This window comes from Streptomyces sp. NPDC003032, assembly GCF_053591415.1.
In genome coordinates, this window is the sequence record NZ_JBSFTT010000023.1 from 146,758 (window position 1) to 157,975 (window position 11,218).

At 69.4% G+C, this 11,218-nt stretch carries 11 protein-coding genes; 9 read left to right on the top strand and 2 right to left on the bottom strand.

Annotation, left to right across the window (positions count from 1 at the left end):
• Nucleotides 1-31: 31 nt before the first annotated feature.
• The 6 genes from ACWDZ7_RS28780 to ACWDZ7_RS28805 all read left to right on the top strand — a co-directional run bounded on the left by ACWDZ7_RS28780 (nt 32) and on the right by ACWDZ7_RS28805 (nt 8,017).
• The gene (locus tag ACWDZ7_RS28780) at nt 32-1,279 is read left to right on the top strand and encodes an amidohydrolase family protein (protein ID WP_451800946.1); all 1,248 of its coding nucleotides are present in this window, start codon (nt 32-34) and stop codon (nt 1,277-1,279) included.
• A gap of 254 nt (nt 1,280-1,533) precedes the next feature.
• On the top strand, nt 1,534-2,442 hold the full coding sequence (locus ACWDZ7_RS28785; protein WP_451800971.1) for an LLM class F420-dependent oxidoreductase: 909 nt from the start codon (nt 1,534-1,536) through the stop codon (nt 2,440-2,442).
• Between the two features lie 64 nt (nt 2,443-2,506).
• Complete coding sequence (locus tag ACWDZ7_RS28790) at nt 2,507-3,304, top strand: SDR family NAD(P)-dependent oxidoreductase (protein WP_451800948.1); 798 nt, start codon at nt 2,507-2,509, stop codon at nt 3,302-3,304.
• A gap of 157 nt (nt 3,305-3,461) precedes the next feature.
• Entirely contained in the window at nt 3,462-4,589 is a 1,128-nt protein-coding gene (locus ACWDZ7_RS28795; RefSeq protein ID WP_451800949.1) for an LLM class flavin-dependent oxidoreductase, read from the top strand.
• Nucleotides 4,590-4,784: 195 nt separating this feature from the next.
• A complete protein-coding gene (locus ACWDZ7_RS28800; RefSeq protein ID WP_451800951.1) occupies nt 4,785-6,524 on the top strand; it encodes an N-acyl-D-amino-acid deacylase family protein in 1,740 nt (579 codons plus the stop codon).
• Entirely contained in the window at nt 6,521-8,017 is a 1,497-nt protein-coding gene (locus ACWDZ7_RS28805) for an aldehyde dehydrogenase family protein (RefSeq protein ID WP_451800952.1), read from the top strand. Before ACWDZ7_RS28800 ends, ACWDZ7_RS28805 begins: the two co-directional genes overlap by 4 nt.
• Nucleotides 8,018-8,510: 493 nt before the next feature.
• On the opposite strand, the gene ACWDZ7_RS28810 is transcribed toward ACWDZ7_RS28805, so the two are convergent.
• Both ACWDZ7_RS28810 and ACWDZ7_RS28815 read right to left on the bottom strand, forming a co-directional pair.
• Nucleotides 8,511-8,720, bottom strand: a complete 210-nt coding sequence (locus tag ACWDZ7_RS28810) for a DUF397 domain-containing protein (protein ID WP_451800954.1) — start codon at nt 8,718-8,720, stop codon at nt 8,511-8,513.
• Nucleotides 8,717-9,592, bottom strand: coding sequence for a helix-turn-helix domain-containing protein (locus ACWDZ7_RS28815; RefSeq protein WP_451800956.1), 876 nt, complete (start codon nt 9,590-9,592; stop codon nt 8,717-8,719). The genes ACWDZ7_RS28810 and ACWDZ7_RS28815 overlap by 4 nt, the downstream gene beginning before the upstream one ends.
• A gap of 208 nt (nt 9,593-9,800) precedes the next feature.
• Between ACWDZ7_RS28815 and ACWDZ7_RS28820 the strand changes: the two genes are divergently transcribed.
• The 3 genes from ACWDZ7_RS28820 to ACWDZ7_RS28830 all read left to right on the top strand — a co-directional run.
• Entirely contained in the window at nt 9,801-10,211 is a 411-nt protein-coding gene (locus ACWDZ7_RS28820; protein ID WP_451800958.1) for an ATP-binding protein, read from the top strand.
• Between the two features lie 343 nt (nt 10,212-10,554).
• Nucleotides 10,555-10,845: a hypothetical protein gene (locus ACWDZ7_RS28825; protein ID WP_451800960.1), complete on the top strand. Its 291-nt coding sequence runs from the start codon at nt 10,555-10,557 to the stop codon at nt 10,843-10,845.
• Between the two features lie 80 nt (nt 10,846-10,925).
• A partial coding sequence (locus ACWDZ7_RS28830; protein WP_451800962.1) for a helix-turn-helix domain-containing protein occupies nt 10,926-11,218 on the top strand: 293 nt, incomplete at its 3' end.

Consider the following 11,218-nt stretch of genomic DNA (forward strand, 5'->3'; position numbering starts at 1 on the left):
CGGGCCGTCAGTTCGACGCTACCGTGGCCGTATGGAGACCATGGAGAGCGCGGCGAGCACGGAGACCTTCCCGGAAATCATCTCGGTGGACGACCACACCGTCGAACCCCCGCACGTCTGGCGGGACCGGCTCCCGTCGAAGTACCGGGACACCGGCCCCCGGATCGTCCGCGCCCCGCTGAAGGAAATGACCTTCCTGGGCGGCAAGTTCGCCCCGGTCATGGGGCGGAAAGGCGACGAGGGGCCCATCGGGGACTGGTGGGTGTACGAGGATCTGCACCGGCCGCTGACCCGCCTCGACACGGCCGTCGGATACGACCGGGACGAGATCAAACTGGAGGTCATCACCTACGAGCAGATGCGCCCGGGGTCCTTCAGCGTGCCCGAACGCCTCGCGGACATGGACGTCAACCACGTCCGGTCCGCGCTCTGCTTCCCCACCTTCCCGCGCTTCTGCGGGCAGACGTTCACCGAGGCCAAGGACCGCGAACTCGGCCTCCTCGGCGTACGCGCGTACAACGACTGGATGGTGGAGGAGTGGTGCGGACCCGACGCCCACGGCCGCCTGATACCGCTCACCCTCATCCCCCTGTGGGACGCCGAACTGGCCGCCGCCGAGGTCCGGCGCAACGCCGCGCGCGGGGTGCGGGCGGTCGCCTTCTCCGAGATCCCACCGCACCTGGGGCTGCCGTCGATCCATACCGACGCGTGGGACCCCTTCCTCGCGGCGTGCGACGAGACGGGGACGGTCGTGGCCATGCACATCGGCTCGTCCAGCAGGATGCCGTCGACGTCGGCGGACGCGCCGCCGGCGGTCGGCTCCACCATCACCTTCGCCAACTGCTGCTTCTCGATGGTGGACTGGCTGATGAGCGGCAAGTTCGAACGCTTCCCGAACCTGAAGGTGATGTACGCGGAAGGGCAGATCGGCTGGATCCCGTACATCCTGGAGCGGGCGGACGTCGTATGGGAGGAGAACCGGGGATGGGGCGGGGTCGCCGACAAGGTGCACCGGCCGCCGTCCGAGCTCTTCGCCGAGCACGTGTACGGGTGCTTCTTCGATGACGCGTTCGGGCTGAAGAACCTGGAGTCGATCGGCGTCGGGAACGTCCTCTACGAAACCGACTACCCGCACTCCGACTCCACTTGGCCCAGGTCGCGGGAGGTCGGGGAGGCACAGATGGGACATTTGGCCGCGGAGGTGGTGGAGCGGATCGTGCGGGGCAACGCGGTGGGCCTTCTCGGTCTTACGGAGACGGGGCTCTGGCCGGGGGCATGAGGGGGGCTCTGGCGTGGGGGCGGGGGAGGTGGGGCGTCGCTCTCGCCGTCGGGGGCGGCCCTGTCCCGCCGCTTCGCGGCGGGCTTGCCCCCCCCGCCCCCAGGGAAACGGCAGACCCCCCACGCCCCCTTGCCTGACGCTCCGTCAGAGGACACCATGCTTGACGCCCCGTCAGGTAAAGCCGACCCAGAGGGTGGTCCCCCGTGGCCGTCGACCCGACGCACCGCTCCCCCCGAGGACATCTCACCTACGGGATGCAACTCCCCGTACAGTCCCAAAGCTCCCTCTACGCCGAACCCTGGGAAGCCGACGCCACCCCCCAGGATCTCGCCGAGATAGCCCGCACCGCGGACCGCACCGGCTTCGCCTACCTCGCCACCTGCGACCACGTGGCCATCCCCCGCCGCCTCGCGGAAGCCATGAGCACCGTCTGGTACGACCCCGTCGCGACCCTCGCCTTCCTCGCCGCCGTCACCGAGAACGTCCGCCTGATGAGCCACGTCGCCATCGTGGGCCTGCGCCATCCCCTCGTCACCGCCAAGCAGTACGCGACCCTGGACCACCTCAGCGGCGGCCGGCTGATCCTCGGGGTCGGCGCGGGACACGTACCGGAGGAGTTCGAGGCGCTCGGCGTCGACTTCGGGCGGCGCGGCCCGCTGCTCGACGAGACGATCGACGCGCTGAGGGCGGCGCTCGGCCCGGACGAGTACCCCGAGCACCACGGCGAGCGCTTCGACTTCAGCGGCCTGGGTCAGCGGCCGCGCCCCGCGCAACGGCACGTACCCGTCTGGGTCGGCGGCTCCTCGCCCGCCGCCGTCCGCCGCGCCGCGACCCGCGCCGAGGGCTGGCTGCCGCAGGGCGACCCGCGCGACAAGCTGCCCGCGCAGATCGCGAGGCTCAAGCGGCTGCGGGCGGGCGCCGGGGTGACGGAGCCGATCACCGTCGGCGCGATCACCGAGTCCCTGTACGTCGGCGTACCTGGCTGGTCCGTCGGCCACCGCACGCTGCACGGCAAGCCGGAGGCGCTGGCGGAGTCGCTGCGCGCGTACGCGGCGATGGGCGTCGATCAGATCCAGGTCCGCTTCCGCAGCCGTAGCCGCGCCGAACTCACGGACCAGATGACGGCGTTCGCCACCGACGTGGCGCCGCACCTCAACGACTGACCGATGCGCCGCACCACCGTCCCCCACCGCACCGACCTTCGTCTCAACCACCAAGGAGATCCCCATGGGCAAGCTGGACGACCGCGTCGTCATCGTCACCGGCGCGGCACGCGGGCAGGGCGAGCAGGAGGCGCGGCTGTTCGCCGCGGAGGGCGCAAAGGTCGTTGTCGCGGATGTGCTCGATGACCAGGGCGAGGCCCTCGCCAAGGAGATCGGCGAGGAGCTGGGAGCGGACGCGGCGACGTACGTCCATCTGGACGTGGGCCGGGAGGCGGACTGGCGGGCCGCCGTGGCCACCGCCAAGGACGCCTTCGGGAAGATAGACGGCCTCGTCAACAACGCGGGCATCCTCCGCTTCAACGAGCTGGTCAACACCCCCCTCGAAGAGTTCCAGCAGGTCATCCAGGTCAACCAGATCGGCTGTTTCCTCGGCATCCGCACCGTCGCCCCGGAGATCGAGGCCGCGGGCGGCGGCACGATCGTGAACACCGCGTCCTACGCGGCGCTCACGGGCATGGCGTACGTCGGCGCGTACGCCGCCACGAAGCACGCCATCCTCGGCCTCACCCGGGTCGCCGCGCTGGAGCTGTCCGGGAAGAACATCCGCGTCAACGCCGTGTGCCCGGGGGCCGTCGACACCCCCATGACGAACCCCGCCCAGCTCGACCCGTCCGCCGACCCCGAGGAGGCGAAGGGTGCGGTCGCCGAGCTGTACAAGAAGCTGGTGCCGATGGGGCGGATCGGGACGCCCCAGGAGATCGCGGCCCTCGCGCTCTTCCTCACCGGGGACGACTCGGCGTATATCACGGGCCAGCCCTTCGTCATCGACGGGGGCTGGCTGGCGGGCGTCAGCGTCATCTGAGAAGGGCCGGTTCCGCTCCCGCGCACGACAGTCTGACGATGCGTCAGGTATTGACGCCTCGTGGGCCCGGTGGAACAGTCGACGCATCGCAATCTGACGGAGCGTCAGGAGACTGCGCGCCGCTACCCGTCAGACATCACGAGGACGGTGAACCTCCTTGGAATTCGGTCTCTTTGTACAGGGATACGTGCCCGCCGAGCGGGCCAAGGTCGACCCCGAAGCGGAGCACAAGGCGCTCATCGAGGAGACCGAGTACGTCATTCACGCGGACAAGGCGGGCTTCAAGTACGCATGGGCCTCCGAGCACCACTTCCTGGAGCATTACTCACACCTGTCCGCCAACGACGTCTACCTCGGATACCTCGCCCACGCGACCGACCGCATCCACCTGGGATCCGGCATCTTCAACCCGCTCGCGCCCGTCAACCACCCGGTGAAGGTCGCCGAGAAGGTCGCCATGCTCGACCATCTCTCCGAAGGCCGCTTCGAGTTCGGGACGGGGCGCGGTGCCGGTTCGCACGAGATCCTCGGCTTCATGCCGGGCATCACCGACATGAACCACACCAAGGAGATATGGGAAGAGACCATCGCCGAGTTCCCCAAGATGTGGCTCCAGGACGAGTACGTCGGTTTCCAGGGCAAACACTGGTCCCTGCCGCCGCGCAAGGTCCTGCCCAAGCCGTACGGGAAGTCGCACCCGGCCATGTGGTACGCCGCCGGGTCCCCGTCCTCGTACGCGATGGCCGGCAAGAAGGGCCTCGGCGTCCTCGGTTTCAGCGTGCAGAAGGTCTCCGACATGGAGTGGGTCGTCGACTCGTACAAGACGGCCGTGAAGGAGGCCGAGGCGATCGGCGACTTCGTCAACGACAACGTCATGGTGACCTCCACGGCCATCTGCGCCGAGACGCACGAGAAGGCGGTGGAGATCGCCATCGGCAGCGGGCTCAACTACCTCCAGTCGCTCCTCTTCCGCTACCACGACACCTTCCCCCGGCCCGAGGGCATCCCCGAGTGGCCCGAGCTGCTCCCCGCCTACACCGAGGAGATCATCGAGCTGCTCATCGCCGAGGAGCTGATGATCTGCGGCGACCCGGACGAGGTCTTCCAGCAGTGCAAGCGGTGGGAGCAGGCCGGGGCCGACCAGCTCAGCTTCGGGATGCCCATCGGGATCTCGCCCGAGAACACGAAGAACACGATCAAGCTGATCGGTGAGCATGTGATCCCGAAGATCGACACGGATCCCGTTCACCGGACGACGCGCTTCCGGCGGGCCGCCGGGGCGTGACTCCCTGAGCAGCCCCGGCTTCCCCTCCCGGACGGAAGCCGGGGCCCTGCGGGGCTCGGGCGGTGTCTTTGGGTGCCGTCGCGGGAGCTGCGCCCCCGGACCCCGCTTCATCGCCCTTCGGGCTCGTCCTCAAACGCCGGACGGGCTGACATTTCCCGCCCTGTGATCAGTTTTCCGAAAGGGGACGTTCCCGTCATGCTCGACCACCTCATCAAGGGCGCGACCGTCGTCGACGGGACCGGCGCCCCCGCCTTCACCGCCGACGTCGGCATACGGGACGGCCGCATCGCCGTCGTCGCCGCACCCGGCGCCGTCACCGAGGAGGCGCGGACCGGCGAAGACGCCCAGGGGCGCGTACTCGCGCCCGGGTTCGTCGATCCGCATACGCACTACGACGCCCAGCTGTTCTGGGACCCGTACGCGACGCCGTCCCTCAACCACGGCGTGACGACCGTCGCCGGCGGAAACTGCGGGTTCACGCTGGCGCCGCTGCACCCGGACCGGCCCGAGGACGCCGACTACACGCGGCGGATGATGTCGAAGGTCGAGGGCATGTCGCTGGTGGCGCTGGAGGAGGGCGCGCCCTGGACGTGGAGTTCGTTCGGGGAGTACCTGGACGCCCTGGAAGGGCGGATCGCCGTCAACGCCGGGTTCATGGTGGGGCACTGCGCCCTGCGGCGGTACGTCATGGGGGCGGACGCGGTCGGGGGACAGCCGACGCCCGGCCAGCTGGACGAGATGATCCGGCTCTTCCACGACGCGATGGACGCGGGCGCCTGGGGCCTGTCCACCACACAGTCCTCGACCCACTCCGACGGCGACGGGCAGCCGGTGGCGTCGCGCCACGCGAAGCCCGAGGAGCTGCTCGCCCTGTCCCGCGCGGTCGCCGAGCACGAGGGCACGCAGCTCGAAGCGATCGTCGCGGGGTGTCTCGACCAGTTCGGCGACGACGAGATCGACCTGTTCGTGGAGATGAGCGTCGCCGCCGGACGGCCGCTCAACTGGAACGTGCTCACCATCGACGCCGCCGTCCCCGAACGCGTACCGCGCCAGCTCGTGCCGAGCGAGCGCGCCCGCGAGGCGGGCGGCCGCGTCGTCGCCCTCACCATGCCGATCCTCACCCCCATGAACATGTCGCTCGGCACCTTCTGCGCCCTCAACCTCATCCCCGGCTGGGGCGACGTGCTCGGCCTGCCCGTGCCGGAGCGCATCGCGAAGCTGCGCGATCCCGAGGTGCGCGCGTCGATGCTGCGGCGCGCGGACAGCAAGGAGGCGGGCGTCTTCCGGCGCCTGGCCCGCTTCGACCGGTACGTCATCGGAGACACGTACTCCGAGGCGAACGAAGGTCTCACCGGCCGGGTCGTGGCCGACATCGCCGCCGAACGCGGCCAGGAACCCTTCGAGTGCATCGTCGAGATCTGCGCCGGCGACGGTCTGCGCACCGTCCTGTGGCCGATGCCCACCGACAACGACCCCGACTCCTGGGCCCTGCGCGCCGAGACCTGGCGGCACGAGGACGTGCTGCTGGGCGGTTCCGACGCCGGCGCGCATCTGGACCGCATGTGCGGGGCCCCGTACACGACCCGCTTCCTCGGGGACTGTCTGCGCGGGCGCGAGCTGGTCGGGCTCGAACAGGCCGTGAAGATGCTCACCGACGACCCCGCCCGGCTCTTCGGGCTGCGCGAGCGAGGCCGGATCGCCGAGGGTTACCACGCCGACCTGGTCCTCTTCGACCCGGAGCGGATCGACGCCGGGAAGGCCACGCTCGTCCACGACCTGCCCGGCGACAGCCCGCGACTGGACTCCAAGGCGATCGGCGTCAACGCGGTGTGGGTCAACGGCGTCGAGGCGATCCGTGAGGACGTCGTCACCGGTGCCGTGCCCGGCAAGGTCCTGCGGTCCGGGCGCGACACCAGGACGGTGAGCACCAAGTGACGGTCATACGGCGGCGGCTGTTCATCGGGGGCGAGTGGGTCGAGCCCGACGGCGGGCACTACGAAGTGATCGACCCGGCGACCGAGGAGGTCGTCGGCCTCGCGCCCGAGGCGAGCCGCGCGCAGGTCCACGCGGCGGCCTCGGCGGCCGGCGACGCCTTCGCGAGCTGGTCCCGCACGACCCCCGAGGAGCGGGCCGCCGTCCTGTCCCGCGCGGCCTCGATCATGCGGCGCGATCTGGCCCCGTACGCCGAGCTGGCCCGGGCCGAGTCCGGCGCGACGACCGGCACGGCGCGCGGCATGCAGGTCGCCGTGGCGGTGTCCCGCTTCGAGCGGTACGCGAAGGGCGCGCTCGAACCGGTGGAGTCCGCGCTTCCGCCGCAGATCAACGAGGCGGGGCCCATGGGGAAGGCGGGGGTGATGGGGGCGCTCGCCGTGCGCCGGCCCGTCGGCGTCGTCACCTGCGTCACCTCGTACAACAACCCCTGGGCGAACGCCGCGGGCAAGGTCGCGCCCGCGCTCGCCATGGGCAACACCGTCGTGGTCAAACCGGCCCCGCAGGACCCGCTCTCCGTCTACGGCATGGCGGCCGCGCTGGAGGAGGCGGGAGCACCGCCCGGCGTCGTCAACGTCGTCTCCGGCACGGACACCGCCGTGGGCGAGGCCGCCGTCGACTCCCCGCGCGTGGACATGGTGAGTTTCACCGGGTCGACGGCCGTCGGGCAGCGCATCGGCGAGGTCTGCGGGCGCCATATGAAACGGCAGCTGATGGAGCTGGGCGGCAAGGGCGCGGCGATCGTCTTCGACGACGTGGACGACGAGCGCTTCGCCGCGGCCGTCGCCGGCATCGGCACCACCTTCTCCTTCTACAGCGGCCAGATCTGCACCGCTCCGACGCGTGTGATCGCCCAACGGGGCGTGTACGACCGGCTACTGGACGATCTCACCGGCTACATCAGCCACCTGACGGTCGGCGACCCGCGCGAGCCGGGCACGGTCGTCGGCCCCGTCATCTCGGCGGCGCACCGCGACCGCGTCGAGTCGTATGTGGAACTCGGCCGCAAGGAGGGCGCGCGGGTGGTGGCGGGCGGCGAGCGCCCCGCGGGTTCCAGCCTCGGCAAGGGCTTCTACGTAGCCCCGACCCTCCTCGCGGACTGCACCCACGACATGCGGGTCGTCCGGGAGGAGATCTTCGGCCCGGTGGTGGTCGTGGTGCCCTTCGACGCAGAGACTCCCGAGGCCGCCGAGGAGACGGCGATCGCCCTCGCCAACGACAGCGACTACGGCCTCATCGACTACGTCTGGTCGAACGACGTCGCCCGCGCCTTCCGCGTCGCCGGCCGCCTGCGGGCGGGCGGCGTCGGCGTCAACACGATCGGCCGCAACATGGAGGCACCGTTCGGCGGCTTCAAGAGGAGCGGCGTGGGCAGGGACGTCGGCTCGTACGCGCTGCACGCGTACAGCGAACTCCAGTCGATCGTCTGGCCCGGATAAGACTTCTGGCGGGGACGCCTGGCGCTCCCCACCGACTCAGCAACTCTGCCCCCCTTACTATGCCAGTCGCCGCCCTTTCCCACCCACTGACCCTGGGGCGGCCTGTGTGTGCCGTGCCCCGTCACCGTCTCTGGCGCCGCCCTTTCCCACCCACCCGCCCCCTCCCCACCGGGGGCCTGCGCGCCGTGCCCCGTCACCGTCTCCGTCTCCGACGCCTCCCCTTCCCGCCCACCCGCCCCTCCGCACCGGAGCGTCCTGCGCGCGCCGTGTGCCTTCGCCCGTCTCGGCGCCCGCCCCTCCCGGCGTGTCCTGCCGTCACCGGCTGCGGGACGCCGAGAGGGATCGCGCTGTCCGTATGTGATGCCCCGCAAGACCCTTGCCTCCCCGGAGCCGTGCTGGCGCCGCCTCAAGCTCCGCTTGCCGTCACCGGCCGACCGGCGCCGACCACCGGGGCGGTCCGGACGTGGGGCTCGTGGCGCCGGACTGGTACGCGTCAGCTCCTGAGGTCTCCAGCCTTCACACCCGCGATGAACGCGGACCAGCCGGTGGGCGTGTAGTACTGGATGCCGACGCCAGGGTCCTTACTGTCCCGGACGGCGCGGCCGCCGGTCGCGGTGTGGGCAACCTCGACACACTCGCTTCCTGAACCGCCGCCCGAGTAGGACGACTTGACGAAGGCCGTGGCTATGTTCTGACGGTTCACTTTTCCTCGGGTTCCCTGGGGATTTGTTGGGCTGTCCTGCGGATGAAGGAGATGCTTCGGTCGGGGGTGAGGGCAGCTGATCTGAGCGCCTCGAAGGCGTGCGCGTAGTTCGCCATGTCCTCATGGTTTTCCAGGATCACGCTGTTGGCCAGGGTTTCCAGCACCACGGCCTCCGGGGCTGCTTCCCGCGCGAAGGAGAGTGTGACGAAGGGTGGTGACATTCTGGCGGCGGCCCATTCGCTCAGCGGGAGCACCTGAAGAGTCACGTTCTTTTGCCGAGCCATCTTGGCGAGATGAGCCAACTGCTCTGTGTGGGCCTTGCCGGAAGGCATCAGGTTGGTGATGGCCGGTTCCCAGATCACGGCCGCGAATCGGGTGCCGGACTCTTCGAAGTTCCGACGGCGTTCTTGCCGCACTTTGACGATCTCGTCCATCGCTTCGGGGGTAGTCACTTCCGTGTTGGCTTCGACCAACGCACGGGTGTATTCCGGTGTCTGGAGAAGGCCGGGAATGAATACCGGCTGCCAAGTGCGGATGTACGTCGCATCCGTCTCCAGCGCGATGTAGTCGCCCAACTGCGTCAGCGTGGGCGTCTGGTAGTCGAGCCACCAACCGTGCTTGTTGCTCTCCCGCGCCAACTTCTCCAGTCGGTACCGCTCCTCGTCGTCGTGCACGCCGTACAGGTCCAGAAGCATGCGCACATCTCCGACCCGTGCGCTCACGACGCCCGACTCGATACGGCTGATCTTGGCAGTTGAGCAGTCGACTGCCTCTGCGGCGTGTTCCTGATCCAAACGTGCGGCCAGCCGAAGCCGCTTCAGCGTGGCGCCAAGGCGTCGACTACGCACCGTGGCTTTCCCACCTGCGGGCATGAGGGCCCCTCTCTTCTGCCTACAACAGTCTGCACGTCAACGGAGCGTGCCTGCTAGCCGGTTGAGGCCTGGCTGAAGATGCAAGTCCGTATCGACTGCAAACTTGCATCAAGGCCAGGATGAGTCTAGCGTGAAGCCCGTCACTTAGAGTGCCCGCAAGTGGACTCCTGGTGACGACGACTCCGTCTGCCCGTCCCTTGGAGGACGCATGTCCGGACGTACGCACACCCAGAGATTCCGCCTCCGTAGGGACTCCGTCCCTGCCGCGCGTCGGGCCGCCGAAATGAAGTTCGACGACTGGAAGTTAGGGACGGTCACGGAGGTGGCCGGGCTCGTCGTCGGTGAGTTGGCCGCCAACGCCGTCGTTCACGCCAAGGGCATCGGTGAGTTCTTCGAGCTGACCCTGCACTGCCGGGTCGGCGTGCTCGTGGTCGAGGTCTCGGATTCCTGCCGGTGGCAGATGCCCGAGAGGGCGGAGCCGGAGCTGGACGGCACCTCGGGGCGCGGACTGCTGATCGTCGACGCCGTCACGCAGTCGTGGGGCGTGCGGCCCCGCGACGAGGGCAAGACGGTCTGGGCCCACCTGCTCCTTCAAGGTGACCTCGGTGGGCCCGCGTGAGGGCGGCGGCGGGTGGCTTCGGCGATACTGGGCAGAGACGGAGTACCCGGCCGGTGCATAGGGGAATGGTCATGAGCGCGCAGTCTCGGCACTCTCACGGTGCGATGCCTCTGCCCGAGATCCGGACCGTGGAAGACCTGAGATCGGCGCTGAGCCGGTACGGATTTCCGGGCGACCGCGAGAGTTTCGAGGCTGAGCTGGCCGAGGCCATAAGCTCCTCTCCCACGAACGATCTGGGAGCCGTGGCCGCTGTCGTGCGGGCTTATCGCCACCGCGTCCTGATCCGCAATTCGCCCGACGTCATGACGGCGGTCGAAGCTGTGCGGCCAGGGGCGAGTGATACATGAGCGAGGTTCCGGAGACGCCTCTGGAAGAGGCTGACTTCGCGAAGCAGGCGTTCGCTGAACCGACCGAGGGAGAGCAGGAGGTCGCGCTGGCCGCACTTGCGGTGATCAAGCGGACTCCGGCTGCCGGTCGCGAGATCCCCGGCTGGAGATCGCCGAGCGTGGAGTACACGTACACCACGCCCTTGGCCCGTGACTCGGCCGAGGCCATCACGGTCGTCTACCAGCACACGCCCGGACTGGGTGTGACGGTCGTCTACTACTTTCGTGATCCACAAGTGTTGCCGTAGTAACGAAGCCCCCAACCCAGCCGGGTGCAGCGTCGGTTAAAGGGTGTTGCAGAAGGCTCGGTGTTGGGCATTTCCCGTGTATGGGCGGGGTGTTGCGGGCTGAGCCGGTGTGGGTGGAGACGTTCACAGGCTTGCGGATCGACCGGTTCGCGAGGCTGGTGAGGGTGGTGCGGGAGCGGGGTGGGAACGGGCCCGGTGGTGGCCGTCCCTGGTGTCTGCCGCTGGCCGAGCGGGTGCTGCTGGTGGCGGTGTACTACCGCACGAACCTCACGATGCGGCAGCTCGCACCGCTTTTTGGGATCTCCTCGGCCACCGTCTGCCGGGTCATCCAGCGCCTGGGGCCGCTGCTGGCGCTGGAGCCGGCCCCGCGGCC

Bases quoted from the DNA above. Each gene is read 5' to 3' on its own strand.
- ACWDZ7_RS28820 (WP_451800958.1), top strand. From the start codon at position 9,801: ATGTCCGGACGTACGCACACCCAGAGATTCCGCCTCCGTAGGGACTCC.
- ACWDZ7_RS28790 (WP_451800948.1), top strand. From the start codon at position 2,507: ATGGGCAAGCTGGACGACCGCGTCGTCATCGTCACCGGCGCGGCACGC.
- ACWDZ7_RS28780 (WP_451800946.1), top strand. From the start codon at position 32: ATGGAGACCATGGAGAGCGCGGCGAGCACGGAGACCTTCCCGGAAATC.
- ACWDZ7_RS28815 (WP_451800956.1), bottom strand. From the start codon at position 9,592: ATGCCCGCAGGTGGGAAAGCCACGGTGCGTAGTCGACGCCTTGGCGCC.
- ACWDZ7_RS28785 (WP_451800971.1), top strand. From the start codon at position 1,534: ATGCAACTCCCCGTACAGTCCCAAAGCTCCCTCTACGCCGAACCCTGG.
- ACWDZ7_RS28800 (WP_451800951.1), top strand. From the start codon at position 4,785: ATGCTCGACCACCTCATCAAGGGCGCGACCGTCGTCGACGGGACCGGC.
- ACWDZ7_RS28825 (WP_451800960.1), top strand. From the start codon at position 10,555: ATGAGCGAGGTTCCGGAGACGCCTCTGGAAGAGGCTGACTTCGCGAAG.